This window comes from Mycobacterium sp. PS03-16, assembly GCF_004570325.1.
Taxonomy (GTDB): domain Bacteria; phylum Actinomycetota; class Actinomycetes; order Mycobacteriales; family Mycobacteriaceae; genus Mycobacterium.
In genome coordinates, this window is record NZ_SPQO01000011.1 from 89,419 (window position 1) to 113,587 (window position 24,169).

The following is a 24,169-nucleotide window of genomic DNA, read 5'->3' on the forward strand; positions in this document are numbered from 1 at the left end:
AGAGACGCAGCCATGACCACAACAGCCCGTCCGGTAGATACCCACGAGCTGCGGCTGCGCCTCGAGTCACCGGCGCCGCCGCTGGTTGTGGATGTGCGCACCGCGGCGGAGTTCGAGACCGCGCACATCCCCGGCTCGCACAACGTGCCCCTCGACGTCATCGCATCCCGCCGGGACGACCTGCTCGACCGAGTCGGCGACGATGTGGTTTTCGTGTGCCACTCGGGAGCCCGGGCAGCGCGCGCCGAACACCTGCTGCGCGCCGACCCGTCGGCGCCGCGGTAGGTGCTGCTTGGCGGCGTCGCCGAGTGGGAGAACAACGGGTTCGCGCTGGACCGCGGTCGGCAGCGGTGGGACCTCGAGCGTCAGGTGCGGCTCGTCGCCGGCTCGATCGTGCTGTCATCGATCGTCGGATCCGTTGCGGTCCCGAAACTCAAGTGGGTCGCCGCCGGGATCGGCGGCGGCCTGACGTTTGCGGCGGTGAGCAACACCTGCGCGATGGCCGATGCCCTGTCGAAGCTCCCCTACAACCGGCCATCCCGACCGGACGCCGATGCGCTCATCGCGCTGCTCCACAGCCGGCGGCGTAGCGCACCCAGCTCCTAACCGGTCGTGACCGACTCGTCGGCGGCAGCAGAGTCCGACGTCGGCACGGTGGACCCGCCTGGAAGCGTCGGCACCCGGGTGGCCCGCACGTACACGACGTCGCCTTCGCGCAGCCCCAGCGCCTCGGCGTCACCGCGGGTGATCTGCGCGGTGAACGGCGCCCGCGTGTGCGCGTTGCTCAACTCCAGACGCACCTCGAACCCCAGCACGACCACCCGGTCGATGGTCGCCTCCACCACATCGGTGGCCCGCGCCGAGTCACGCTCGTGCAGCGGCAGATTCGGGTTTCTGCCCACACGGATGTCGTGCGGGCGCACCAGAACGCCGTTGAGCGAGGACACCGCACCCAGAAACGACATGACGAACGCGTTGGCCGGGGTGTCGTAGACCTCGGTCGGTGACCCGACCTGCTCGATGCGGCCCTTGTTGAGCACCGCGATGCGGTCGGCGACGTCGAGCGCCTCGGCTTGGTCGTGGGTGACCAGCACCGTGGTGACGTGCACCTCGTCGTGCAGGCGGCGCAGCCACGCCCGCAGGTCCTCGCGCACCTTGGCGTCCAGGGCGCCGAACGGCTCGTCGAGCAGCAGGACCTGCGGGTCCACCGCCAGCGCGCGCGCCAGCGCCATGCGCTGCCGCTGACCACCGGAGAGCTGATTCGGGTAGCGGTTCTGGAACCCGGCGAGGCCCACGACCTCGAGCAGGTTGTCCACCTTCTCCTTGACCTCGGCCTTCGGCCGCTTGCGGATCTTCAGCCCGAACGCCACGTTGTCGCGGACCGTGAGGTGCTTGAACGCCGCGTAATGCTGGAAGACGAAGCCGATGCCGCGTCGCTGCGGCGGCACGTGCGTGACATCGCGGCCGTTGATGGTGATCGTGCCGGTGTCGGGTTGATCCAGTCCGGCGATGGCCCGCAGCAGCGTCGACTTGCCGGAGCCGCTGGGCCCGAGCAGCGCGGTCAGGGAGCCGGCCGGCACCACGAAGTCGACGTTGTCGAGCGCCGCGAAATCTCCGTAGTGCTTGTTGGCGCCTTCGATTGTGATCGCGTTGGTCATGGTGAATCGTCTCCTTGACGACTATTTGGCGGCCCGCGCCCGGCGGGCGTCGAGGATGACTTGGGCGATGAGCACCAGCACGGCGACCGCCATCAGCACCGTCGAGATGGCGTATGCCCCGTACTCATTGCCCCGGAAGTACCGGTCGGACACCAGCAGGGTCATGGTCTGCGACTGACCGGGCAGGTTGGACGACACCATGATCACTGCGCCGTACTCGCCGAGGGTGCGCGCGACGGTCAACACGACACCGTAGGTCAGTCCCCACCGGATCGACGGCAGGGTGATCCGCCAGAACGTCTGCCACCACTGCGCACCCAGTGTCGAGGAGGCCTCCTCCTGGTCGGTGCCGATCTCGTGCAGCACCGGCTCGACCTCGCGGATGACGAACGGCACGGTGACGAAGATGCTGGCGAGCACGATGCCCGGGAAGCTGAAGATGATCTTCAGGCCGGCGTCGTTCTCGACGAACCCGAACAGCCCGGCTGAGCCCCACAGCAGGATCAACGCCACACCGACGACCACGGGCGATACCGCGAACGGCAGGTCGATGACGGCCTGCAGGAGGCTCTTCCCACGAAATCTGTTGCGCGCCAGTACCAGTGCAGTCGGCACCCCGAACACCACGTTGAGGGGCACCACGATCGCGACCACCAGCAGCGACAGCTGCAGCGCCGACACCGCGGCCGGCGTGGTGATCGACGAGAAGAACGCCCCGATCCCGGGTGAGAACGTGCGCCACAGGATCAGTGCGACGGGCACCACCACCAACACGGCCAAATAGGCCAGCGCCACGAAGCGGACGACCGCGCGCGTCACGGGTGACAACGTCATCGCGCCAGCTCCTCGCGCTTGGCCGCCCGCGACCCGATGGCCCGCAGGATGAACAGCACCACGAACGAGATGGCGAGCAGGGCAATCGAGATGGCCGCCGCGCCGACCCGGTCGTCGTTCTCGATCAGGGTCCTGATCCACTGGGAGGACACCTCGGTCTCGCCGGGGATCGCGCCGCCGATGAGCACCACGGACCCGAACTCGCCGATCGCCCGGGAGAACGCGAGCCCGGCGCCCGACAGCAGCGACGGCAGCAGCGCGGGCAGGATCACCTTGGTGAGGATGGTGACGTTGTTGGCGCCCAGCGAGGCCGCCGCCTCCTCCACCTCACGGTCGAGCTCGATCAGCACGGGCTGCACGGAACGGACGACGAACGGCAGCGTGACGAACAGCAGCGCGACGCCGACACCCCAGGCCGTGTGGTGCAGGTGAATTCCGACCGGACTGCTCGGACCGTAGAGCGCCAGCATCACCAGGCTCGCCACGATGGTGGGCAGCGCGAACGGCAGGTCGATCAGCGCGTCGACCAACCGCTTGCCCGGAAACTCGTCGCGGGCGAGCACCCACGCGACCAGCAGGCCGAACACCGCGTTGACCAGGGTCACGCCGATGGAGATCGTCAGCGTCACACGGAAGGAGGCCAGTGCGGCCGGTGAGGTGACCGCCGCCCAGAACGCCTCCGCGCCGCCGCTCACCGACTGCCACAGGATCGCGGCGAGCGGAAGCAGAACGATCAGCGACAGCCACAGGGTGGCGGCGCCCACTCGCAGGGACGCGTTGCCGTACCGCCGGCCGAAGACCCCCCGGGGGCGGCCCGACCCCCGGTCACCGGAGAGCTCGGGCCGAACCGCCTCGGGATTCGGGTCGACCGCTGTGGTCATCCGGTCGCCTGCTGGTAGATCTTGGTGATCGTGCCGGTGTCCTTGTTGAACAGCTCGCTGTCGACCTCCTGCCACCCACCGAGGTCGTTGATGGTCCACAACTTCTGCGGCGCGGGGAACTTCTCGGCGAACTCGGCGAGCACGGCCGGGTCGACGGGCCGGAAGCCGGCCTCCGCCCACAGCCGCTGCGCCTCCGGCGTGTACTGGAAATTGATGAAATCCGTGGCCTTGTCCCGGTACTGGCTGCCGTTGACCACCGCGACCGGGTTCTCGATCTTGAAGGTCTGCGGCGGGTTGACGTACTCGAGGTCGAAGTTGAGCGCCTCGTTCTCGTAGGCCAGCAGCACGTCACCGCTGCCCTGCTGGAACACGTCGGTGGCTTCCCGGCCGGAACCCGGGCGCAGCTTGACGTGCTCGGTGACGAGCTTGGTGACGAAGTCGATGCCCGCCTGCGGATCTTGTCCGCCGTTGCTGGCGTAGGCGTACGGGGCGAGCAGGTTCCACTTCGCCGAACCGCTGCTCAGCGGGCTCGGGGTGATCACCTCCACGCCGGGCTTGAGCAGGTCGTTCCAGTCCCGGATGTTCTTGGGATTGCCGGGGCGCACCGCGAAACTGACCACCGAACCGAACGGGATGCCGTTGTTCGGCGCGGCGTTCCAGTTCTCGTCGACCTTGCCGGCCTTGACGAGTCGGGTGATGTCGGGCTCGACCGAGAAGTTGACGATGTCGGCGGGCTTGCCCGATTCCACCGCGCGGGACTGGTCGCCCGACGCGCCGTAGGAGCCGGTGACCGCGACCCCTCTGCCCTCTTCGGTGGCAGCGAACGCGGGCGCCACCTTGGACCAGCCGGGTTCGGGTACCGCGAAGGCGACCAGCGTGAGGGTGGTCTCGGCCGAGCCGCCGTCCTCACCAGCGACGTCGCTGGCACCGCCGCCGCACGCGGTGAGCAGGGTGGCCGTGGTGGCGAGCGCCGCGGCCGCCCGCCAGCGCTTCGAATTCCTGACTGTCGTGAACATCGATGACCTTTCTTGCCGGATGACGAGTGAGCGAACCCGTCACGACGGCAAGGGGATGAATCGATGTCACGACACCTGAGCAGTCGTCACCGATCCCAACACCGCGGACGGGAGGGATTCAGCGACAACAGCGAACGACGACAGCAGCGCACGAACGCACCACAACGGGAGCCAAGTGGCTCACGCTGTCACCGTGCGCTGACTGCATGGCGCGAACAATAGCAGAGCAGCCGGCGACGGCAATCCGGGTGCTCAGCGGGTCAGGAGCCAGGTGACGATCACCAGCAGCACCAGCACCACCAGGATCAGCGTCACCCGCGAGCGCGGCATACCGGTCACGGCCGGTCCTGCTCGTGGCGCACCCGGCGCAGGACCTTGACGCTCTGCCCGAGGCCACCGTCGAGCACCACCGCCGCCGCGTAGGCCAGCAGCAACACCACCGGCATCACGACGGCGGTCTGGGCCAGGAAGCCGAGGCCGGTCAGCCACAACTCGACGCCGTCCCACCAACTCAGAAATGCCTCCACCGCGCCAGCCTATGCGATGCGATGATGGGGCGATGCCGGCCGTGGTGGAGCAGACGGGGTGCATCGTGGCGGGCGGCGGCCCGGCCGGAATCATGCTGGGCCTGCTGCTCGCCCGCGCCGGTGTCGCCGTCACCGTCCTGGAGAAGCACGCCGACTTCCTGCGCGACTTCCGCGGTGACACCGTCCACGCCAGCACCCTGCGCATGCTCGACGAACTCGGGCTCGGCGACGCGTTCGGCCGGGTGCCGCACCGCGTGATCGAATCGATCAACGCCACGGTGCAGGACACCCCGGTCAGCGTCGACCTGCGCCGAATTCCCGGTCCGCACAAACACATCGCGCTGGTGCCGCAGTGGGATTTCCTCGAGCTGCTGGCCACCGCCGCGGCGGCCGAACCGACCTTCACGCTGCTGCGCAGCAGCGAGGTGCTCACTGCGCTGCGTGACGGCCACCGCGTCACCGGGGTGAGCTACCGCGACGCCGCGGGCGAACGGCGCGACCTGCACGCCCGGCTGACCGTGGCGTGCGACGGGCGCGGGTCCACGCTGCGGGCGGCGATGGGCATGGTGCCGCGCACCTTCGGCGCACCGATGGACGTGTGGTGGTTCCGGTTGCCGCGCGACGAGAACGACCCGCAGGGCCTGGCCGGCGTCTTCGGGACCGGGCACGCCGCGGTCGCGATCGACCGGGGCGACTACTTCCAGATGGCCTACATCATCCCCAAGGGCAGCGATGCGGCGCTGCGCGCCCAGGGCATCGACCGGCTGCGGCGCGGCGTCGTGGCGCTGCTGCCGTTCGTGGCCGACCGCATCGGGCTGCTGACGTCGTTCGACGACGTCCGGCTGCTCGACGTGCAGGTCAACCGGCTGCGCCGCTGGTACGCCGACGGGCTGCTGTGCATCGGCGACGCCGCGCACGCGATGTCCCCGGTCGGGGGGGTCGGCATCAACCTCGCCATCGCCGACGCGGTCGCCGCGGCCACCCTGCTCGCCGGACCCCTGCGCACCGGCCGGGTGTCCACACGGGACCTCGCCAAGGTCCAGGCCCGCCGCTGGCTGCCGACGGCGCTGGTGCAGAGCGCCCAGCGGGTGGTGCAGTCACGGATCATCGCCACCGCCGTCGGCGCGGACGGACCCGCGCAGGCCCCACGCGGGGTGCGGGTGGTCAACCGCGTCCCCGCACTGCGCACCCTGCTCGGCGCGGGGGTCGCCATCGGGCCGTTCCCGCAGCGCATTCCCGCATTCGCCCGGCGATCACCCAGCAACGCGCCGACACGGCCGCACGAGTAGACGCCGGGCAGGTCGGCAGTCGATGATGTCGGCATGGTTCTGCAACACACCGAGCCCGCCGACGGAGCCGCGCCGCCGGCTGCGGTGAATCACCTGCTGCCCGATACGCCGCTGACGGTGACCGCGCCGGTGCCGTACTCGGCGACCGGTGGGCTGCGGAACCCGTTCCCGCCGATCGCCGATTACGGTTTCCTGTCCGACTGTGAGAACACCTGCCTGATCTCCTCGTCGGGTTCGGTGGAGTGGATGTGCGTGCCGCGCCCCGACTCCCCCAGCGTGTTCGGCGCGATCCTGGACCGCGGCGCCGGCCACTTCCGGCTGGGCCCGTACGGCGTCACCGTGCCCGCCGCACGGCGTTACCTGCCGGGCAGCCTGATCCTCGAAACCACGTGGCAGACCCACACCGGCTGGCTGATCGTGCGCGACGCGCTGGTGATGGGTCCGTGGCATGACCTGGAGCGGCGGTCGCGCACCCACCGCCGCACGCCGATGGACTGGGATGCCGAGCACATCCTGCTGCGCACGGTGCGCTGCGTCAGCGGCACCGTCGAGCTGGTGATGAACTGTGAGCCGTCGTTCGACTACCACCGGGTCAGCGCGGAGTGGGAGTACTCGGGCCCGGCCTACGGCGAGGCGATCGCCCGGGCCAACCGTGACCCCGACTCCCATCCCACCCTGCGGCTGACGACCAACCTGCGCATCGGCCTGGAAGGCCGCGAGGCCCGGGCCCGCACCCGGCTCAAGGAGGGCGACAACATCTTCGTTGCGCTGAGCTGGTCGAAACATCCGGCGCCGCAGAACTACGAACAGGCCGCCGACAAGATGTGGCAGACCAGCGAGGCGTGGCGTCAGTGGATCAACGTCGGCGACTTCCCCGACCACCCGTGGCGGGCCTATCTGCAGCGCAGCGCGCTGACGCTGAAGGGCCTGACCTACTCCCCGACCGGGGCGCTGCTCGCCGCGAGCACCACGTCACTCCCGGAAACCCCTCAGGGTGAACGGAACTGGGATTACCGCTATGCCTGGGTGCGCGACTCGACCTTCGCCCTGTGGGGTCTGTACACGCTCGGGCTGGACCGCGAGGCCGACGACTTCTTCGCGTTCATCGCCGACGTGTCCGGCGCCAACAACGGTGAGCGCCACCCGCTTCAGGTGATGTACGGCGTCGGCGGGGAGCGCAGCCTGGTCGAGGAGGAGCTGCGCCACCTGTCCGGGTACGACGGCGCGCGCCCGGTCCGCATCGGCAACGGCGCCTACAACCAGATGCAGCACGACATCTGGGGCACCATGCTCGATTCGGTGTATCTGCACACCAAATCTCGTGAGCAGATCCCCGAGGCGCTGTGGCCGGTGCTCAAGAATCAGGTCGAAGAGGCGATCAAGCACTGGCGCGAACCGGATCGCGGCATCTGGGAGGTGCGCGGCGAACCGCAGCACTTCACCTCCTCGAAGGTGATGTGCTGGGTGGCGCTCGACCGCGGCTCCAAACTCGCCGAGTTGGAGGGCGAGAAGAGCTACGCCCAGCAGTGGCGCGCGATCGCCGATGAGATCAAGGCCGACATCCTGGCCAACGGCGTCGACGACCGCGGCGTGTTCACCCAGCGGTACGGCGATGACGCCCTGGACGCCTCCCTGCTGCTGGTGCCGCTGGTGCGGTTCCTGCCGCCCGACGATCCTCGGGTGCGGGCGACCGTGCTCGCCATCGCCGACGAGCTCACCGAGGACGGTCTGGTGCTGCGCTACCGCGTCGAGGAGACCGACGACGGTTTGGCCGGCGAGGAGGGCACGTTCACGATCTGCTCGTTCTGGCTGGTGTCCGCACTCGTCGAGATCGGCGAGGTGGGCCGGGCCAAGCGGCTGTGTGAACGACTGCTGTCCTTCGCCAGCCCGCTGCACCTGTACGCCGAGGAGATCGAGCCGCGCACCGGCCGCCACCTCGGCAACTTCCCGCAGGCATTCACCCACCTGGCCCTGATCAACGCGGTCGTGCACGTCATCCGCGCCGAGGAGGAGGCCGACAGCTCCGGGGTGTTCGTCCCGGCCAACGCGCCGATGTAGCAACCGTTCAGCCAATAGTCAGCATCAGCGTGTACTGATGTGTGGTCATCGCAGCAGCGGTTGCCGCACGATCGTGCTGCGACCTTGAGGAGGCAGCATGGACCACCGCAACACCGACGCATCGTCGCGCCGGGTCATCGACATCGCGATCGGCATTCTGGTGGGCCTGCGCGGCTGCACCGAACGCCAGGCGTTCGATGAGCTCGTCGCGGTGGTGAAGCAGACCGGGCTCGGTATCGGCGCGGTCGCGACCGGGCTGGTGGCGCTGGCCGGCGGGTCGTCGTCCGCCCAGGACGCCGAGGTCTTCACCGCGTGGGGCGAGCTGATCCGCGGTGCCCGGCGCGTTCCCGCCTGACCGCGGCGCCGGGGGCGCTCAGCGCTTCGCCGCGTTGACCGCCATCTCGGTCGCCATGGTCGCGGCCTCGTCGCGGATCGTGTAGCCGCACGCCCACGTTTCGGCGGTCAGGTTCGACACGACCGCCAGCGCGTGCTGGCAGGCCCAGCCCGCGGCGTCGCGCTGCACCGACATTTGAGTGAGCAGGGGGCCGTGGGCGATCACCGGCTCCATCTGCCAGACGAACGTACCCATCCCGTCGTCGACGGTGATGTCGCCGGCCGTGCACTCGTCCCACATCGCCTGCGAGAACTCGAAGAAGCCCCGAGCTTCGTCGGCCGACGGGTAGAGCACCGCGGTCTGCTCGACCCAGTGCGCGTTGTCGTCGTCGGGTTCTCGGGCCACCTGGTCGCGCATCGCCGTCCACCCGCTGTCGGCGTAGACCGGTTCCTCCGCGCCGTAGATCGCGCCGAGGCAGGCGGGATCGGAGACGTCGCTGGAGTGGTCGGTCATCTCGGTCAGATCGCTGGTGATCGTCATCTGCGACGCGCCCATGATGTCGTTCAGTTCGCCGATCGACAGCAGCACATCGTCGAGTTGCGCCTCGCTCAGTGCCGGTGCGTCGGCGGGGATCCCGCTCGTCTGCCGCACCGCCCGCCCCGACACCGTGCTCACACATCCCGACAGCAGCACCGCCACCGCCGCGAGGGCCAGCATCGACTTCACCGGCACATTGTGGCCCACGGTCAGCCCGTCAGCTTGGCGAGCATGACGCCGGCGACGTCGAACGCGTCGCGGGCACCCGCCCCTTTGGCGCCGGCCACGTCGGTGATCTCCACGTCGACGATGCTGTCGGCGGCCACGCCGAGCGCCCGCTGGATCGTCAGGCCGCCCGCACCGTCACGTTCCGGGCCGATCGCGTGCACGACGACCGCCGACACCACCCGGGGATCGACCACCACATCGGAGATCCGACTCTGCTCGACCGCGCCGGCGTGCTGCAGGACCAGCGTCCGCCCGTCGCACTGGCGCCACGTCTCGGCGGCGGCGGCGAAGAACGCCTGCGCGTCGGCCGGCGACGCCAGCTGCACCACCCCGAAGAATCCGCTGAGCACGGGGCCGTCCACCCCGCCGCCGGCCCATGACCGGCTGGCCACCGAACGCACCGGGCTCGCGCCGTAGACCGCCTGCTGCAGCCGGTAGGTCGCGCTCACGCATTCGACCGGCGTCGCCTGGGCGCGGTCGACGCCGCGCAGCAGCGTGTCCGCGCCGCCTTCCACGAGTTGACCCATCAACCCCGTCGGCGGGACGCCGAGTGCGGCGCTGAGCTCCTCGGCGGTGGGCAGCACGGTGTCGAGCTCGCGAGCGGGCGCCGGGGCGGCGGGCGCGGCCTTGTCGACCGCCACACCACTGACCGTGGCGCCGCAACCGGCCGCGGCCAGGCACGCGGCCGCCAGCACCGACGCCACCCGAGTCGACCGCATGGTTTTCTCTAGCACGCCGACGGCGGGCGTGCGAGGCTTCGGCCTACTTCTTCGGCTTGTCCCCGGCGGCGTCGGTGGACAACGCCGCGACGAACGCCTCCTGCGGGACGTCGACCCGGCCGATCGTCTTCATCCGCTTCTTGCCTTCCTTCTGCTTCTCCAGCAGCTTGCGCTTACGGGTGATGTCACCGCCGTAGCACTTGGACAGCACGTCCTTGCGGATGGCGCGGATGTTCTCGCGGGCGATGATCTTCGACCCGATCGCGGCCTGCACCGGCACCTCGAACTGCTGGCGCGGGATAAGCTCCTTGAGCTTGGTGGTCATCTTGTTGCCGTAGGCGCTGGCACTGTCCTTGTGGACGATGGCGCTGAACGCGTCGACAGCCTCACCCTGCAGCAGGATGTCGACCTTGACCAGCGAGGACTCCTGCTCACCAGCCTCCTCGTAGTCGAGGCTGGCATAGCCGCGGGTGCGGGACTTGAGCGAGTCGAAGAAGTCGAAGATGATCTCGCCGAGCGGCATCGTGTAGCGCAGCTCGACCCGCTCCGGCGACAGATAGTCCATGCCGCCGAGCTCGCCGCGCCGCGACTGGCACAGCTCCATGATCGTGCCGATGAACTCGCTCGGCGCGATGATCGTGGTCTTCACCACCGGTTCGAACACGGTGCGCACCTTGCCCTCCGGCCAGTCCGACGGGTTGGTGACGACGTTCTCGGTCCCGTCGTCCTGCACCACGCGGTAGACGACGTTGGGTGAGGTGGAGATCAGGTCGAGGTCGAATTCCCGCTCGAGGCGTTCGCGGGTGATCTCCATGTGCAGCAGGCCGAGGAAGCCGCACCGGAACCCGAAGCCCAGCGCCACCGACGTCTCGGGTTCGTAGGTCAGCGCGGCATCGTTGAGCTGCAGTTTGTCCAGGGCATCACGCAGCACCGGGTAGTCGGAGCCGTCGACCGGATAGAGCCCCGAGTACACCATCGGCCGGGGTTCCCGGTAGCCGGTGAGCGCCTCCTCGGCGCCCTTGCGCGCCGTGGTGACGGTGTCACCGACCTTGGACTGGCGGACGTCCTTCACGCCGGTGATGAGGTAGCCCACCTCGCCCACCCCCAGCCCTTCGGACGCTTTGGGCTCCGGGGAGACGATGCCGACCTCGAGCAGCTCGTGGGTGGCGCCGGTCGACATCATCTTGATCCGCTCGCGCGGCACGATCTTGCCGTCGACGACACGGACGTAGGTGACCACGCCGCGGTAGATGTCGTAGACCGAGTCGAAGATCATCGCCCGGGTCGGGGCGTCGGCGTCGCCAGTCGGGGCCGGCACCTGCCGGACCACCTCGTCGAGCAGTTCGGCCACCCCGGCACCGGTCTTGCCCGACACCCGCAGCACGTCGGACGGTTCGCAGCCGATGATGTGGGCCAGCTCGCCGGCGTAGCGGTCCGGGTCGGCAGCCGGCAGGTCGATCTTGTTGAGCACCGGGATGATCGTCAGGTCGCGGTCCAGCGCCAGGTAAAGGTTGGCCAGCGTCTGGGCCTCGATGCCCTGCGCGGCGTCGACCAGGAGCACCGCACCCTCACAGGCCTCCAGGGCGCGCGACACCTCGTAGGTGAAGTCGACGTGGCCAGGGGTGTCGATCAGGTGCAACACATACTTGTCTTCGGGTGCCTGGCCACCGGAAACCGTCCAGGGCAGCCGCACGTTCTGCGCCTTGATCGTGATGCCGCGTTCGCGCTCGATGTCCATCCGGTCGAGGTACTGCGCACGCATCTCGCGATCGGAGACGACGCCGGTGAGCTGCAGCATCCGGTCGGCCAGCGTCGACTTGCCGTGGTCGATGTGGGCGATGATGCAGAAGTTCCGAATCTGCGCCGGCGCGGTGAAGGTCTGGTCGGCGAAGCTGCTAATTGGGTTTCTCCTGGTGAACGGGGTCACTGCGCGTGTGGTGCGCGCCCTCAAGGGTATCGAGCCGCAGGCGTCGCAGCACAATCGCGCCCGCCCAACCTCACCTATGCTCGAAACCATGCCTCCGCAGTGGAAATCCTTCCAGCGGTTCGCGGGGACCGTCACCAAGAACTTCGTGCTCAACGAAGCACCGAAGCTGATCCGCCAGCTGCAGCAGTCGGAGAACCGGCCGCGCACCGTGCAGCAGGGCATCCAGCAGGGCCTCAAGATGGGCCTCGGCGCCGGGCTCAGCGCCCTGGCCGGCGCCGCCGGCCCCGCCGCGCCCGAGATCACCGCCGGCCGGCCGGTCACGCGCAACAGCGTCCCCACCGCGCACCGCGCCCGCAAGCTGGTGTACGCCCCCGATCTCGACGGCCGCGCCGATCCCGGGGAGGTCGTGTGGACGTGGGTGGTCTACGAGGACGACCCGACCCGCGGTAAGGACCGGCCGGTGCTGGTGGTCGGCCGGGACCGCCGCACACTGCTCGGCCTCATGCTGTCGAGCCAGGACCACCACCACGACGACCCGGACTGGGTCGCGATCGGCACCGGCGCCTGGGATTACGAGGGTCGCGCCAGCTGGGTGCGCCTCGACCGGGTGCTCGACGTTCCCGAGGAGGGCATCCGCCGCGAGGGCGCGATCCTCGACCGCGACCGCTTCGAGCTCGTCGCCGCGCGCCTGCGCGCCGAGTACTCCTGGAGCTAGCCGGCCCCGGTTTGTCCCGGATGTGACCTGGCAACACGTCAGTATGGACGCGCGTTGGGTCGCCGTCATCATGGTCGCCACGGTCCTGACCGGCTGCGGCGCAGACGGCGAACGGCCGGGGGCGGTCGAGCGGCGGGCGCGGATCACCGTCGGAGACCACACCGTCACGACCACCTCGTTTCACTGCACGCAGTCGGGATGGTCATGGCTGTTCGACGCCGGCGACGGCGGCGGCACCGTCGATGCGGCGCTCCGGCCCACCGAGGACGGCGCCGAGGCGCAGTGGGTCAAGGTTCGCGACCTCGGCGGCTTCACCGGCAGCTACTGGACGGGCGGCGTCGGCGATGCCACCGCCTCGGTCGACGGCACCACCTTCACCGTCGCCGGGACGCTTTACGGCGCCGCGTCGCCCGAGCAGAACGTCCCGAGCTCCGAGCGGTTCGAGCTCGTGGCGGAGTGCTGACTCACCGTGGCTGCCGCCACCCCAGTCTCACCGTGGCTGCCGCCACCCCAGCCTCATCGTGGCTGCCGCCACATCGGCCACATCGAGGGGCCGCCGTCCGGCAGCCGGATCTCCCCGGTGACCTCGAAACCGAACCGCTGGTAGTACGGGATGTTGTCCGGATTGCTGGACTCCAGGTAGGCCGGCGCATACTCCGCATCCACGCGGTCGAGCCGCGAGCGCATCAGCGTGTGCCCGAATCCGCCACCGCGCACGGTCGGGTCACTACCGATGACCGCGAGGTACCAGTGCGGCTCCTCGGGGTGATGCTCCTTCATGAGTTCGGTCAGCTGCTGACCGCGGGCCGACCGGCCGCCCATCGCGAGGATGAAGCTCGGCAGCATCAGCAGTTCCTCGCGCCGGCTGTGCTTCCAGCGACCGGGGGCATCCCACAGCGCGGCCGCGCCGGTCTGCCCGTCGCGACCGGCGACCTCCGCACCGCCGCCGGCCAGGAAGTGGTGGCGGATCATCGCCGCGAACATCCGCGGCAGCGCCTTGGCGCGGCGGGCCTCGTCGGGCACCATCCAGGCCATCACCGGGTCGTGCTGGAAGGCGCGGCCCAGCGTGCGGGCCATCGCGCGGACATCGGAACGCCGGGCCGGGGTGACGTCGATCGCCATGCGCGCCACCCTAACGCCGCAGCCGGGCTCAACCGCGGGTGATGTAGGCCTGCAACTGCTCCTGCTCGGTCTGCAGCTGATCCATCCGCGTCTTGACGACATCACCGATGCTGACGATGCCGGCGAGCCGGCCGCCGTCGAGCACCGGCACATGACGAACGCGGTTGGTGGTCATCACCGCCGACAGATCGTCGACGGGATCCTCGGGGGTGCACGTCACCACGACACTGGTCATGATCTCCGATACCGGCCGGCGCAACAGCTCGGCGCCGCGCTCGTGCAATCGGCGGACGACGTCGCGTTCGGACACCATGCCGACCATGCCGTCGGGTCCGACCACCACCATGGCGCCGATGTTGTGAACGGCCAGCTCGGCCAGCAGTGCGGTGACCGTCGTCGTCTCGGTGATCGTGGCCACCGCCGACCCCTTGCTGCGCAGTACGTCCGCGATCCGCATCGCCGCCTCCGCCCCTGTGATCCCGCTCACTCCAGGCTAGGTGGTGTCCGGCGCCGACGGAACAGATTCACCGTCGATTCACCGCATACGCCCGCGGCCGCTCACGCCGGAGAGTGACGATAGGCCCATGATCGAGGTGACACTGCTCGGCACCGGCAGCCCGATACCCGACCCCCGCCGCGCCGGCCCGTCGACACTGGTCCGCGCCGGCGGTCACACCGTGCTGATCGACTGCGGACGGGGGGTGCAACAACGGATGGCCGCCACCGGCGCCGCCGCCAACGGGATCTCGGCGCTGCTGCTGACACACCTGCACAGCGACCACATCGCCGACCTCGGCGACCTGCTGATCACCCGGTGGGTGACCACGTTCACCGAACAGGTACCGCTGCCGATCATCGGCCCGCCCGGCACCGCCGACGTCGTCGAGGCGACGCTGACGGCGTTCGGCCACGACATCGGCTACCGCATCGCCCACCACGCCGACCTGACCGCACCGCCGCAGGTCGACGTGCACGAGGTCACCGACGGCGTCGTGTGGGACCGCGACGACGTCCGGATCACCGCGACGCCCACCGACCACCGTCCCGTCGCGCCGACCGTCGGGTTCCGCATCGACCACGCCGGCGCCTCAGTGGTGCTGGCCGGCGATACCGTGCCGTGCGACACCCTCGACGCGCTCGCGGCGGGCGCGGGTGCGCTGGTGCACACCGTGATTCGCCACGATCTGATCGAAGCGCTGCCGCAGCAGCGGATCCGCGACATCTGCGACTACCACTCGTCGGTCGAGCAGGCCGCCGCCACCGCCGAACGCGCCGGCGTCGGGATCCTGATCCTCACCCACTACGTGCCCGCGATCGCCCCGGGCCAGGAGGAGGAGTGGCGGGCGCTGGCGGCCTCGGTGTTCGGCCGCCAGATCGAACTCGGCGACGATCTGCACCGCGTCGAGGTGCACCCGGGGGTGTGCGTCAAGCCAGGCGCGTGATCTCCACGACCACGTCGAGGTCGGTCGACCCCTCGCCGGAGTAGATGCCCTTGAGCGGGCTGACGTCGGCGTAGTCGCGGCCGACGCCGACGCTGACGTACTGCTCGCTGATGGTCCTGTCGTTGGTGGGGTCGTAGTTCCACCAGCCGCCGGTCCAGGCCTGCACCCATGCGTGGCTCTGGCCCTCGACGGTGTCCCCGATCCCCGCCTCAGGGTTCGGATGCAGGTAGCCCGACACGTAGCGGGACGGAATCCCCATGCAGCGCAACAGGATCAGGGACAGGTGTGCAAAATCCTGGCAGACGCCCTTGCCCTCGCGCAGCGCATCCACGCCCGAGGAGTGCACGCCCGTGGTACCCGGCACGTAGGCCAGTTCGCTGTGCACCCAGTTCGCCGCAGCGGTGACGGCCTCGTAGGGGTCGTGGTACTTGGCGATCCGCTCCCCGACCCGCGCGATGCGCTTGCTGTGCGGTGTGTAGACGGTCGGGGAGAGCACCTCGTCGAACCGGTCGAGCACCGCCTCGGAGCGCATGTCCTCCCACCCGGGCTTCTCCTCGGGATGCTCGTCGACCTCGGTCTCCACCACCGACGACGCCGTCACCTCGAGTTCGGTGTGCGGGGCGTGCAGGTCGAACGCCGTCACCGCGGTGCCCCAGTAGTCGAGGTAGCGGTACTGGCGGGTCGCCGGCACGGTCTCCACCCGGTTGAGGATCACGTTCTGCCGGCTGTCCGACCGCGGGGTCAGGCGCGCCTCGTTGAACGATGCGGTGACCGGCGATCGGTATGCGTAGCCCGTGGCATGCACCACCCGCGTCCGCCACATCTAGAGTTCCCCTTCCTCGATGACCAGCGCGTTGCGGCCGGCGTCGGTCCACGCCACCCACGGCGCCGCGTAGAAGAATTGCAGCGCCAGCGCACCGCCCACGTCGCTGCAGGTCTGCTGCAGCCCGGCCAGCCGGGTCTCCAGCGATTCGAGCAGGGCGCCGGGCTCCAGGAACTCCAGTTCGCTGCGCGCCCGGCCGAGCAGACGCTGCGCCTCGGCGGTGGTGCCGAGCCGGTTGTGCGGGCGGTTGAGCAGTTCGTCGAGGCTGTGCTCGGCCAGCCGCAGCGAGTAGTAGATCGACCGCGGGAAGAGCCGGTCGAGCAGCATGAACTCGACCACCCGCCCGGCGTCGAGCACGCCGCGGTAGGTGCGCAGGTAGGTGTCGTGCGCGCCGGCCGAGCGCAGCAACGTCACCCACGCCGGCGAGGACGCGCTGTCGCCGACGCGGGACAGCAGCAGCCGCACCGTCATGTCGACGCGCTCGATCGCGCGGCCGAGCACCATGAACCGGTATCCGTCGTCGCGGCTGAGCGTCGAGTCGGCCAGCCCGGCGAACATCGCGGCGCGGCCCTCGATGTAGGACAGGAACTCACCGGGCCCGAGCCGTTTGGCGGCGCGTTCGCGTTCGGCCAGCGCGTTGTAGGTGGTGTTCAGGCACTCCCAGATCTCGGTCGAGGTGACTTCCCTTGCGCCGCGGGCGTTCTCGCGCGCCGCGGAGACCGCGTCGACGATCGACGTGCCGCCGTGGCTGCCGCGGCTGAACGCCACCACGTCGGTCAGCGACCACACGTCCAGGGCGTGGTCGGGCGCCTCCATGCCCAGCACCCGCAGCAGCGTGCGCGACGCCCGGTCGGGGTCGACGCTGGAGTCCTCGAGCAGTTGGTGCACCGTCACGTCGAGGATGCGGGCGGTGTCGTCGGCCCGTTCGACGTAGCGTCCGATCCAGTACAGCGATTCGGCGTTGCGTGCCAGCATGGTTCGTTCACCGCCCTACTGTTGTTGTTGCTGCTGTTGATCGGTGGTCTGGGCGTCGTTCGCCTTGGCCGCCTTGGTGGATTTGGCCTGTTTGGGCAGGGAGCGCACCACCTCGGCGGCGCCCAGTTCGCGGTCGGCGACCGAGCTGCGCGAGGCCAGCACCCAGGTGTCCTTGGACCCGCCGCCCTGACTGGAGTTCACCACCAGCGACCCCTCGGGCAGCGCGACGCGGGTCAGGCCGCCGGGCAGCACCCACACGTCGTCGCCGTCGTTGACCGCGAACGGGCGCAGGTCGACGTGGCGGGGCGCGAGTTTGTCACCGATCTGCGTCGGCACCGTCGACAGCTGCATCACCGGCTGGGCGATCCAGCCGCGGGGATCGCTGCGGATCTTCTTGCAGATCGCGTTGAGTTCCTTGGCCGATGCGTCGGGCCCGAACACGATGCCGTAGCCGCCCGACCCCTCGACCGGTTTGATCACCAATTCCTCGATCCGGTCGAGCACCTCTTCGCGTTCCTCGTCGAGCCAGCAGCGGAACGTGTCGACGTTGGCCAGCAGCGGCTTCTCGCCGAGGTAGTACTCGATGATCGTCGGCACGTAGGTGTAGACGAGTTTGTCGTCGCCGACGCCGTTGCCGACGGCGCTCGAGATCACCACGTTGCCGGCGCGCGCGGCGTTGAGCAGGCCGGCCACACCGAGCACCGAGTCGGGCCGGAACTGCATCGGATCCAGGTAGGTGTCGTCGATGCGCCGGTAGATCACGTCGACCTGCCGTTCACCCTCCGTGGTGCGCATGTAGACGGTGTTGTCGCGGCAGAACAGGTCGCGGCCCTCGACGAGCTCCACACCCATCTGCCGCGCCAGCAGCGAGTGCTCGAAGTAGGCCGAGTTGTAGACGCCGGGGGTGAGCACGACGACGGTCGGGTCGGCCTCGTTGGACGCCGCCGCGTTGCGCAGCGCGCGCAGCAGGTGCGACGCGTAGTCGCCGACCGCGCGCACGCGGTGGGTGGCGAACAGTTTCGGGAACACCCGCGCCATGGTGCGGCGGTTCTCCATCACGTAGGAGACGCCCGATGGTGAGCGCAGGTTGTCCTCCAGGACCCGGAAGTTGCCCTGGTCGTCGCGGATCAGATCGATGCCGGCGACGTGGATGCGCACCCCGTTGGGCGGGACGATGCCGACGGCCTGGCGGTGGAAGTGCTCACACGAGGTGACCAGCCGGCGCGGGATCACCCCGTCGCGCAGGATGTTCTGCTCGCCGTAGATGTCGTCGAGGTACATCTCCAGCGCCCGCACCCGCTGCGCGATGCCGCGTTCGAGCCGTGTCCACTCCCCCGCGGAGATCACCCGCGGCACGAGGTCCAGCGGCAGCGGCCGCTCCTGGCCGGACAGCGAGAATGTGATGCCCTGGTTGATGAACGCCCGGTCGAGCGCCTCGGTGCGGGTGGCCAGTTCCTCGGCGTCGGACGGGGCGAGTTCGGCGAAAATACCCTTGTACGGGCCGCGCACGTTGCCCTGCGGATCGAACATCTCGTCGAACGCCCGGTCGTAACCGCCGACGCTGTCGTAGCCCTCGAAGATGCCCTCGGACCGTTTCGGTTTTCCGGTGCCTGTCCGCGAGGATCGTGGGGGTTCGGTCGGCACGGTGCGCAGGCTCACGTCACATACTTTGCCGCACGGGTGCCGTTTAAGCAGGTCGATGGGGCGCGCTTTGGGAGATCCGGGGCGGCGCTGGTAACCTGAACAGTCGCTGCCCGCCCCATTGGGCGCGGCCGAAGACTTCCGTTCATCATCCGAGATCTACGAAGGACAGCTTTACGTGGCCAACATCAAGTCGCAGGAAAAGCGCATCCGCACCAACGAGCGTCGTCGGCTGCGCAACCAGTCGGTGAAGTCCTCGCTGCGCACCGCGGTGCGCGGGTTCCGCGAGGCCGTGGACGCCGGCGACAAGGACAAGGCTTCCGAGCTGCTCGTCTCGACCAGCCGCAAGCTCGACAAGGCCGCCAGCAAGGGCGTCATCCACAAGAACCAGGCCGCCAACAAGAAGTCGGCCCTGGCCTTGGCGCTCAACAAGCTCTGAGCGTCCCCCTCGGGTCAGTCGGCGACCAGTTCGGCGACCCGGCGCACCGCTGATTCAAGGGCGTAGTCGGCATCTGCCGCTGCGCCCTTGACGTCTGCGTTGAGCGCCGCGACCACCCGCACGGCTTCGGCCACCGACGCCCGCGACCAGCGGCGCGCCTGCTTCTGCGCCTTCTGCACCCGCCACGGCGGCATCCCGAGGTCACCGGCCAACCGGTAGGGATCGCCCGAGAGCGGACCGACCCGCGCGATGGTGTGGACCGCCTCGGCCAGCGCATCGGCCAGCACCACCTGCGGCTCCCCGCGCAGCATCGCCCAGCGCAGCGCTTCGGCGGCGCCGGCGACATCCCCGGCGACGGCCTTGTCGGCGATGTCGAATCCCTTCACCTCCGCCTTGCCCGAGTGGTACCGGCGCACCGCCTCCGCATCGACCTGGCCACCGGTGTCGGCCACCAGCTGCGAGCACACCGAGGCCAGCTCGCGCAGGTCCGAACCGACCGCGTCGAGGACCGCGGTGACGGTGTCGTCGGACACCTTCGCCTTGTGCGCACGGAACTCGCGCCGCACGAAGTCGGCACGCTCCCCGGCCTTGGTGATCCGCGCGCAGGGGTGCACCTCTGCGCCCAGCCTCTTGAGCTGATCGGCCAGCGCCTTGGCGCGCCCGCCCCCGGAGTGCACCACCACGAGCATCGTGCCGGGCGGTAGGTCGGCCGCGGCGTCGGCGATCAGCGCGACCGCGTCCTTGCCGGCCTCGGCGGCGGCCTCGAGCACCACCACCCGCTCGTCGGCGAACAGCGACGGGCTGAGCAGCTCGGCCAGTTCACTGGTGCTGACCTCACCGGCGCGCAATCGGTCGACCGGGACGTCGACGGTGCCGGCCCGCTTGCGGGCCGCCTTGAGCACCGCGCCGACCGCACGCTCGACGAGCAGTTCCTCGTCCCCCAGCACCAGATGAAGGCCGCCGACCTGATCAGTCACCCGACGATGGTGTCATGTCGGCCCGACACCGCTGGCCGCGGCGTGGCCGGACAACCACCACGCCAGCAGGCACACCCCGGCAGCGGCCACCAGCCGGCGCGTCACCCGGAACCGCCACGCCACCACGGCCGCGATCCCGCCCGCGGTGACCACCGCGACACCCGCCCCGCCCGACGGCACGGCCACACTCGCACCGGGCAGTGCTGCCGCCGTGTCGGCCACCTGCAGCAGCCACCACAGTGGCGGTCCGGTGAACCGGATCAGCAACCCCGCCCCGGCCGGCCACAGCGGGCACAGCGCGGCCGCGGCCGTACCGATCACCGTGATCGGCGGGATGACCGGCGCCACCGCCACATTGGCCAGCACCGACACCACGCTGAGGCGCCCCGAGATGCCCGCCACCAGCGGGGCCGTCACCAGCTGCGCGGCGAGCGCGACGCTGACCGCGTCGGCGGCCGGTTTCGGCCAGCCCCGCCCGACCAGCCGCCGCGACCACACCGGCGCGATGACCACCAGCCCCGCCGTGGCCACCACCGACAGGGCGAAGCCGGCGTCAACGGCCAGTTCCGGGGCGGCGATCAACAGCAGCAGCACGCTGGCCGCCAACGCCGGGACGGCCTGCCTGCGGCGGTGCGCCACCATGGCCACCAGCGTGATCGCACCCATCACCGCCGCCCGCAGCACGCTTGCCGACGGCTGCACCACCACGACGAACGCGATCAGTGCCAGCCCCGCGAGCAGCACCGCGGCCCGCGGGCCGATCAACGCCGCACTCAGCAGCACCGCACCGCAGACGATCGTGACGTTCGCGCCGGACACCGCGGTGAGATGGGTCAGGCCCGCATCCCTGAACTCGTCGCTGACCGTGCCCGGCACCGTCGAGGTGTCCCCGAGCACCAGCGCGGGCAGCATGGCGGCCGGCTCGGCAGGCAGCGCCACGCGCGCCGCGTCGGCGAAACCGGTGCGCACGCCGTGCGCGATCCGCTGCACCGGTGCCGCGGCGCCCAGGACCGGGCGGTCGGCGGCCGACAGCACGGCCACGGTGAGGTCGCGCCGGTCCGGCCTGCCGATCTCGGCACGGAAGGCCGCCGGGCGGCCCGCGCTCACCTCGGCGTAACCACTCATCGAGGCGAACACCACGACCCGGCCGCGCATCGGCCGCCCGTCGACGGTGCGCAGCGTCGCACGGAACATCAGCCGTCCCCCACCCAGCGCACGCGGGCTGTCGCTGGGGGTGACGGCCACCGCGGCCGAGGTGCCGTAGTGGGCGGTGACCGGGTGGTGCTGCACCTGGTGGGTGCGGACGCCGACCGCGACCGTGAACGCCGCACCGACGACCGCGACCGCGATCAGCCCGGCGGCCGCGCGAGGCCACACCGCCCGCCACGGGGGTCGGCCGGCCGCCCACCACGCGGCCACCCCGGTGAGCAGCACGCCGGCGCACCCCGCGGCCACCGCCGCCGCGGTCTGCCAGTGAATCCCGGCCGCGGTGACCGCCCAGCCGGTCACCGCGGCGGGCACCAGGCGCAGGTCCGCAGGTGACGCGTCGTCGGTCACACATGGACCAGGTCGCGGAGTTTGGCCAGCCGCGCCGGGCCGATGCCGTCGACGTCGCCCAGTTGCTCGACACTGCTGAAGGCGCCGTTGGCGTCGCGCCACGCGACGATCGCGGCCGCGGTGACCGGTCCCACCCCGGGCAGCGTGTCGAGTTGCTCGAGAGTCGCGGTGTTGAGGTTGACCGGCCCGCCCGGCGCAGCCGACGGCGCGGGGCCGGCCTGCGCCGGGGCGTCGTCACCGGATCCGCCGCCGGCGGTGGAGCTGCCCATCGTGGGCGGCTGCCCGGGGGCGGGCGCGATGCCGACGATGATCTGCTCGCCGTCGGTGAGCCGGCGCGCCATGTTGAGGCCGAGCAGGTCGGCGCCCTCGAGCGCGCCGCCCGCGGCGTCGATGGCGTCGGCGATGCGCGCCCCCGCCGACAACGTCACCAGGCCGGGCCGGTGCACGAGCCCGACGACGCTGACCACCACGGCCTGCTCCCCGCCCGGTGCGGTGGAAGCGGTCGGCGCTGCCGACGACACCATCTCGACCTCGGGCAGGTTGGCCGACGCCACCGGCGGGGGCTGATCCCGCCAGACGGTGAACACCGTCACCAGCACCGCGATGACGCCCACCAGGCCCAGCCCGAAAACCCCCGCTCGGCCCGGATCGGCACGCACGGTGGCCAGCCAGCCCGGACCCGTCGCCGGCACCTCATCGGGCAGCCAGCGGGACAGCGCCGTGTCGGGCCGGGCGTCGTCGTGGTCGGGTTCTTCCTCCTGGGCGCCGAGCCGGCGTTGCAGCCGCTCGGCCGGCTCTTCGGTCCGCATGGGCCTGACGGTAGGCAGCGCCACCGTCGCGATCCGGCCCGACCGGGCAGCTCCGAGCCGCCCTGTGGATGAAGGCGCGGCTGTGGAGAACCGCTCAGCCGCCCCAGCCGTCGGCGCGCCAGCACGTCCAGTCGATCTCGACGCGCGCGCCGACCGCCAGCCCGGTGACGCCCACACACGTCCGCGAGGGCAGCCGGTCGGGAAACCATGCCGCGTAGGCGGTGTTGAACTCGGCGTACTCCGACCAGTCGGTCAGGAACGCCCGCACCGCGACGACGTCGGCGAGGCCGCCGCCGCACAGCGTGGTCACCGTCAGCAGGTTGCGCAGTACCCGGTCGGTCTGGACGGCGATGTCCGGGCTCACCACGTCACCGGTGGGATCGGTCGGCATCTGGCCGGTCACGTACAGGGTCTGACCCGCGGCGGTCGCGTGCGCGAACGGCGCCACCGCGGGCGGCACACCGTCGGCGGGGGTGAACGTGAACGACCGGATCGCCATCGGCCGATCGTAATTCGCGCCGCGGGTGCACACCGTGCGAATAGTGTCTACCAGCGAGCCCGCGAGCCCGAGGAGTCATCGATGACCACACCGCCCCGTCGGATCCGCGTGATCCAGTGGACCACCGGCAACATCGGCCGCCGGTCGCTGCACGCGATCATCGGACGCGACGACATGGAGTTGGTGGGGGTCTACGCCCACGGCGCGGACAAGGTGGGACGCGACGCCGCCGAACTGGCCGGATGGCCGGAACCCACCGGTGTCACGGCCACCAACGACGTCGATGCCCTGATCGCGCTGCGGCCCGACGCCTGCTGCTACAACCCGCTGTGGCCGAGCGTCGACGAGCTGACCAAGCTGCTCGAGGCCGGCATCAACGTCTGCTCGAGCGCGGCGTGGATCACCGGCGGCAAACAGTCACCGGAGGACCTGGACCGCATCCGGAAAGCCTGCGAGACCGGCAATTCCACGATCTTCGGCAGCGGCGCCCACCCCGGCATGACGAACATGGTGGGCATGGTCCTCTCCGGGGCGTGTGAGCGGGTCGACGAGATCCGCATCACCGAGTCCGTGGACTGCTCGACCTACGAGTCGGCGGGGACACAGTCGGCGATGGGGTTCGGGCAGGACCCGGACACGCCGGGACTGGCCGAGAGTGTGCGGCGCGAGAGCGAGGTGTTCGCCGAATCGGCGGCGATGATGGCCGACGCGATCGGCGCGACACTCGACCGCATGACCTTCGACGTCGAGTTCACCACGGCCACCGGCTCGACGGACCTGGGCTTCATGCAGATCCCGGCCGGCACGGTCGGCGGGGTGTACGGCTACCACCGGGGCTGGGTCGGTGAGCGCAACGTCGTCACCGTCGGATTCAACTGGACCATGGGCCATCACGTGACACCGCCCAAACCGCTCGAGCACGGCCACGTCGTCCAGGTGTTCGGCACCCCCAACATGCGCACGGTGCTGCACTGCCTGCCGCCCAAGGACTGGACCGAGCCGGGATTCATGGGCCTGGGCATGATCTACACCGCGATGCCGGTCACCAACGCCGTGCCCGCGGTGGTCGCGGCGCCGCCGGGCATCGTGACGCTCAAAGACCTGCCGCCGGTCACCGGCCGCTTCGTCGGATAGCGCGTGCGCCGGCACTACGGTTGTTGAC

The 24,169-nt window shown here is 70.3% G+C and carries 25 protein-coding genes and 1 pseudogene; 9 read left to right on the forward strand and 17 right to left on the reverse strand.

Annotated features, from left to right (window positions below):
• The first annotated feature begins 12 nt into the window (after positions 1 to 12).
• Positions 13 to 606, forward strand: a pseudogene (locus E4P42_RS12025) (rhodanese-like domain-containing protein).
• On the opposite strand, the gene E4P42_RS12030 reads toward E4P42_RS12025, so the two are convergent.
• The 5 genes from E4P42_RS12030 to E4P42_RS12050 all read right to left on the reverse strand — a co-directional run bounded on the left by E4P42_RS12030 (position 603) and on the right by E4P42_RS12050 (position 4,916).
• Entirely contained in the window at positions 603 to 1,658 is a 1,056-nt protein-coding gene (locus E4P42_RS12030) for a sulfate/molybdate ABC transporter ATP-binding protein (protein ID WP_135126288.1), read from the reverse strand. The pseudogene E4P42_RS12025 and the gene E4P42_RS12030 overlap by 4 nt on opposite strands.
• Positions 1,659 to 1,679: 21 nt before the next feature.
• The gene (gene cysW / locus E4P42_RS12035) at positions 1,680 to 2,492 is read right to left on the reverse strand and encodes a sulfate ABC transporter permease subunit CysW (RefSeq protein ID WP_135126289.1); all 813 of its coding nucleotides are present in this window, start codon (positions 2,490 to 2,492) and stop codon (positions 1,680 to 1,682) included.
• Positions 2,489 to 3,373 (reverse strand): sulfate ABC transporter permease subunit CysT, encoded by an 885-nt coding sequence (cysT, locus tag E4P42_RS12040; protein ID WP_135126290.1) that lies wholly within the window; start codon positions 3,371 to 3,373, stop codon positions 2,489 to 2,491. Before cysT ends, cysW begins: the two co-directional genes overlap by 4 nt.
• Positions 3,370 to 4,389, reverse strand: coding sequence for a sulfate ABC transporter substrate-binding protein (locus E4P42_RS12045; RefSeq protein WP_135126291.1), 1,020 nt, complete (start codon positions 4,387 to 4,389; stop codon positions 3,370 to 3,372). The genes cysT and E4P42_RS12045 overlap by 4 nt, the downstream gene beginning before the upstream one ends.
• A 335-nt stretch (positions 4,390 to 4,724) precedes the next feature.
• On the reverse strand, positions 4,725 to 4,916 hold the full coding sequence (locus E4P42_RS12050) for a hypothetical protein (protein WP_135126292.1): 192 nt from the start codon (positions 4,914 to 4,916) through the stop codon (positions 4,725 to 4,727).
• A 32-nt stretch (positions 4,917 to 4,948) separates the two neighbouring features.
• Between E4P42_RS12050 and E4P42_RS12055 the strand changes: the two genes are divergently transcribed.
• The 3 genes from E4P42_RS12055 to E4P42_RS12065 all read left to right on the forward strand — a co-directional run bounded on the left by E4P42_RS12055 (position 4,949) and on the right by E4P42_RS12065 (position 8,618).
• Entirely contained in the window at positions 4,949 to 6,205 is a 1,257-nt protein-coding gene (locus E4P42_RS12055; RefSeq protein WP_209305761.1) for an FAD-dependent oxidoreductase, read from the forward strand.
• A 33-nt stretch (positions 6,206 to 6,238) separates the two neighbouring features.
• Entirely contained in the window at positions 6,239 to 8,263 is a 2,025-nt protein-coding gene (locus E4P42_RS12060; protein WP_135126294.1) for a glycoside hydrolase family 15 protein, read from the forward strand.
• Positions 8,264 to 8,360: 97 nt separating this feature from the next.
• Positions 8,361 to 8,618: an ANTAR domain-containing protein gene (locus tag E4P42_RS12065; RefSeq protein ID WP_135126295.1), complete on the forward strand. Its 258-nt coding sequence runs from the start codon at positions 8,361 to 8,363 to the stop codon at positions 8,616 to 8,618.
• Between the two features lie 18 nt (positions 8,619 to 8,636).
• On the opposite strand, the gene E4P42_RS12070 is transcribed toward E4P42_RS12065, so the two are convergent.
• Genes E4P42_RS12070 through lepA form a run of 3 tightly spaced genes read right to left on the reverse strand, consistent with a single transcriptional unit; the run spans position 8,637 to position 12,098 of the window.
• Positions 8,637 to 9,314 (reverse strand): sensor domain-containing protein, encoded by a 678-nt coding sequence (locus E4P42_RS12070; protein ID WP_135126350.1) that lies wholly within the window; start codon positions 9,312 to 9,314, stop codon positions 8,637 to 8,639.
• A gap of 29 nt (positions 9,315 to 9,343) precedes the next feature.
• The gene (locus E4P42_RS12075; protein ID WP_135126296.1) at positions 9,344 to 10,081 is read right to left on the reverse strand and encodes a sensor domain-containing protein; all 738 of its coding nucleotides are present in this window, start codon (positions 10,079 to 10,081) and stop codon (positions 9,344 to 9,346) included.
• Positions 10,082 to 10,124: 43 nt separating this feature from the next.
• Entirely contained in the window at positions 10,125 to 12,098 is a 1,974-nt protein-coding gene (lepA, locus tag E4P42_RS12080) for a translation elongation factor 4 (protein ID WP_371287021.1), read from the reverse strand.
• Between lepA and E4P42_RS12085 the strand changes: the two genes are divergently transcribed.
• Positions 12,085 to 12,723, forward strand: a complete 639-nt coding sequence (locus E4P42_RS12085) for a type II toxin-antitoxin system PemK/MazF family toxin (protein WP_167759463.1) — start codon at positions 12,085 to 12,087, stop codon at positions 12,721 to 12,723. The genes lepA and E4P42_RS12085 overlap by 14 nt on opposite strands.
• A 43-nt stretch (positions 12,724 to 12,766) precedes the next feature.
• Positions 12,767 to 13,186, forward strand: coding sequence for a lipoprotein LpqH (locus tag E4P42_RS12090; RefSeq protein WP_135126299.1), 420 nt, complete (start codon positions 12,767 to 12,769; stop codon positions 13,184 to 13,186).
• A gap of 53 nt (positions 13,187 to 13,239) precedes the next feature.
• Here E4P42_RS12090 and E4P42_RS12095 read toward each other — a convergent pair whose 3' ends face one another.
• Both E4P42_RS12095 and E4P42_RS12100 read right to left on the reverse strand, forming a co-directional pair.
• Positions 13,240 to 13,845 (reverse strand): GNAT family N-acetyltransferase, encoded by a 606-nt coding sequence (locus E4P42_RS12095; RefSeq protein ID WP_135126300.1) that lies wholly within the window; start codon positions 13,843 to 13,845, stop codon positions 13,240 to 13,242.
• 28 nt (positions 13,846 to 13,873) lie between these two features.
• Entirely contained in the window at positions 13,874 to 14,302 is a 429-nt protein-coding gene (locus E4P42_RS12100; protein WP_135126301.1) for a CBS domain-containing protein, read from the reverse strand.
• 127 nt (positions 14,303 to 14,429) lie between these two features.
• Between E4P42_RS12100 and E4P42_RS12105 the strand changes: the two genes are divergently transcribed.
• Positions 14,430 to 15,287, forward strand: coding sequence for a ribonuclease Z (locus E4P42_RS12105; RefSeq protein ID WP_135126302.1), 858 nt, complete (start codon positions 14,430 to 14,432; stop codon positions 15,285 to 15,287).
• On the opposite strand, the gene E4P42_RS12110 is transcribed toward E4P42_RS12105, so the two are convergent.
• Genes E4P42_RS12110 through E4P42_RS12120 form a run of 3 tightly spaced genes read right to left on the reverse strand, consistent with a single transcriptional unit; the run spans position 15,271 to position 18,729 of the window.
• Positions 15,271 to 16,110: a transglutaminase family protein gene (locus E4P42_RS12110; RefSeq protein ID WP_135126303.1), complete on the reverse strand. Its 840-nt coding sequence runs from the start codon at positions 16,108 to 16,110 to the stop codon at positions 15,271 to 15,273. The genes E4P42_RS12105 and E4P42_RS12110 overlap by 17 nt on opposite strands.
• Positions 16,111 to 17,085 carry an alpha-E domain-containing protein gene (locus tag E4P42_RS12115; protein WP_135126304.1) on the reverse strand — a complete coding sequence of 325 codons (975 nt, stop codon included), beginning with the start codon at positions 17,083 to 17,085 and terminating at the stop codon, positions 16,111 to 16,113. It lies immediately after the preceding gene.
• 15 nt (positions 17,086 to 17,100) lie between these two features.
• Entirely contained in the window at positions 17,101 to 18,729 is a 1,629-nt protein-coding gene (locus E4P42_RS12120; protein ID WP_135126351.1) for a circularly permuted type 2 ATP-grasp protein, read from the reverse strand.
• A 175-nt stretch (positions 18,730 to 18,904) separates the two neighbouring features.
• Here E4P42_RS12120 and rpsT point away from each other — a divergent pair, with 175 nt between their 5' ends.
• A complete protein-coding gene (rpsT, locus tag E4P42_RS12125) occupies positions 18,905 to 19,165 on the forward strand; it encodes a 30S ribosomal protein S20 (protein ID WP_135126305.1) in 261 nt (86 codons plus the stop codon).
• 14 nt (positions 19,166 to 19,179) lie between these two features.
• On the opposite strand, the gene holA is transcribed toward rpsT, so the two are convergent.
• The 4 genes from holA to E4P42_RS12145 all read right to left on the reverse strand — a co-directional run bounded on the left by holA (position 19,180) and on the right by E4P42_RS12145 (position 23,007).
• A complete protein-coding gene (holA, locus tag E4P42_RS12130; RefSeq protein WP_135126306.1) occupies positions 19,180 to 20,142 on the reverse strand; it encodes a DNA polymerase III subunit delta in 963 nt (320 codons plus the stop codon).
• Positions 20,143 to 20,154: 12 nt separating this feature from the next.
• Positions 20,155 to 21,699, reverse strand: a complete 1,545-nt coding sequence (locus tag E4P42_RS12135) for a ComEC/Rec2 family competence protein (protein WP_135126307.1) — start codon at positions 21,697 to 21,699, stop codon at positions 20,155 to 20,157.
• Positions 21,696 to 22,508 (reverse strand): ComEA family DNA-binding protein, encoded by an 813-nt coding sequence (locus E4P42_RS12140; protein WP_135126308.1) that lies wholly within the window; start codon positions 22,506 to 22,508, stop codon positions 21,696 to 21,698. The genes E4P42_RS12135 and E4P42_RS12140 overlap by 4 nt, the downstream gene beginning before the upstream one ends.
• A 94-nt stretch (positions 22,509 to 22,602) precedes the next feature.
• Complete coding sequence (locus E4P42_RS12145) at positions 22,603 to 23,007, reverse strand: RidA family protein (RefSeq protein WP_135126309.1); 405 nt, start codon at positions 23,005 to 23,007, stop codon at positions 22,603 to 22,605.
• An 81-nt stretch (positions 23,008 to 23,088) separates the two neighbouring features.
• Here E4P42_RS12145 and E4P42_RS12150 point away from each other — a divergent pair, with 81 nt between their 5' ends.
• Positions 23,089 to 24,141, forward strand: coding sequence for a dihydrodipicolinate reductase (locus E4P42_RS12150; protein ID WP_135126310.1), 1,053 nt, complete (start codon positions 23,089 to 23,091; stop codon positions 24,139 to 24,141).
• Positions 24,142 to 24,169: the final 28 nt, after the last annotated feature.

Bases quoted from the DNA above. Each gene is read 5' to 3' on its own strand.
- E4P42_RS12030 (WP_135126288.1), bottom strand. From the start codon at position 1,658: ATGACCAACGCGATCACAATCGAAGGCGCCAACAAGCACTACGGAGAT.
- cysW (WP_135126289.1), bottom strand. From the start codon at position 2,492: ATGACGTTGTCACCCGTGACGCGCGCGGTCGTCCGCTTCGTGGCGCTG.
- cysT (WP_135126290.1), bottom strand. From the start codon at position 3,373: ATGACCACAGCGGTCGACCCGAATCCCGAGGCGGTTCGGCCCGAGCTC.
- E4P42_RS12045 (WP_135126291.1), bottom strand. From the start codon at position 4,389: ATGTTCACGACAGTCAGGAATTCGAAGCGCTGGCGGGCGGCCGCGGCG.
- E4P42_RS12055 (WP_209305761.1), top strand. From the start codon at position 4,949: ATGCCGGCCGTGGTGGAGCAGACGGGGTGCATCGTGGCGGGCGGCGGC.
- E4P42_RS12060 (WP_135126294.1), top strand. From the start codon at position 6,239: ATGGTTCTGCAACACACCGAGCCCGCCGACGGAGCCGCGCCGCCGGCT.
- E4P42_RS12065 (WP_135126295.1), top strand. From the start codon at position 8,361: ATGGACCACCGCAACACCGACGCATCGTCGCGCCGGGTCATCGACATC.
- E4P42_RS12070 (WP_135126350.1), bottom strand. From the start codon at position 9,314: ATGCTGGCCCTCGCGGCGGTGGCGGTGCTGCTGTCGGGATGTGTGAGC.
- E4P42_RS12075 (WP_135126296.1), bottom strand. From the start codon at position 10,081: ATGCGGTCGACTCGGGTGGCGTCGGTGCTGGCGGCCGCGTGCCTGGCC.
- E4P42_RS12085 (WP_167759463.1), top strand. From the start codon at position 12,085: ATGCTCGAAACCATGCCTCCGCAGTGGAAATCCTTCCAGCGGTTCGCG.
- lepA (WP_371287021.1), bottom strand. From the start codon at position 12,098: ATGGTTTCGAGCATAGGTGAGGTTGGGCGGGCGCGATTGTGCTGCGAC.
- E4P42_RS12090 (WP_135126299.1), top strand. From the start codon at position 12,767: ATGGACGCGCGTTGGGTCGCCGTCATCATGGTCGCCACGGTCCTGACC.
- E4P42_RS12095 (WP_135126300.1), bottom strand. From the start codon at position 13,845: ATGGCGATCGACGTCACCCCGGCCCGGCGTTCCGATGTCCGCGCGATG.
- E4P42_RS12100 (WP_135126301.1), bottom strand. From the start codon at position 14,302: ATGCGGATCGCGGACGTACTGCGCAGCAAGGGGTCGGCGGTGGCCACG.
- E4P42_RS12105 (WP_135126302.1), top strand. From the start codon at position 14,430: ATGATCGAGGTGACACTGCTCGGCACCGGCAGCCCGATACCCGACCCC.
- E4P42_RS12110 (WP_135126303.1), bottom strand. From the start codon at position 16,110: ATGTGGCGGACGCGGGTGGTGCATGCCACGGGCTACGCATACCGATCG.
- E4P42_RS12115 (WP_135126304.1), bottom strand. From the start codon at position 17,085: ATGCTGGCACGCAACGCCGAATCGCTGTACTGGATCGGACGCTACGTC.
- E4P42_RS12140 (WP_135126308.1), bottom strand. From the start codon at position 22,508: ATGCGGACCGAAGAGCCGGCCGAGCGGCTGCAACGCCGGCTCGGCGCC.
- E4P42_RS12145 (WP_135126309.1), bottom strand. From the start codon at position 23,007: ATGGCGATCCGGTCGTTCACGTTCACCCCCGCCGACGGTGTGCCGCCC.
- E4P42_RS12150 (WP_135126310.1), top strand. From the start codon at position 23,089: ATGACCACACCGCCCCGTCGGATCCGCGTGATCCAGTGGACCACCGGC.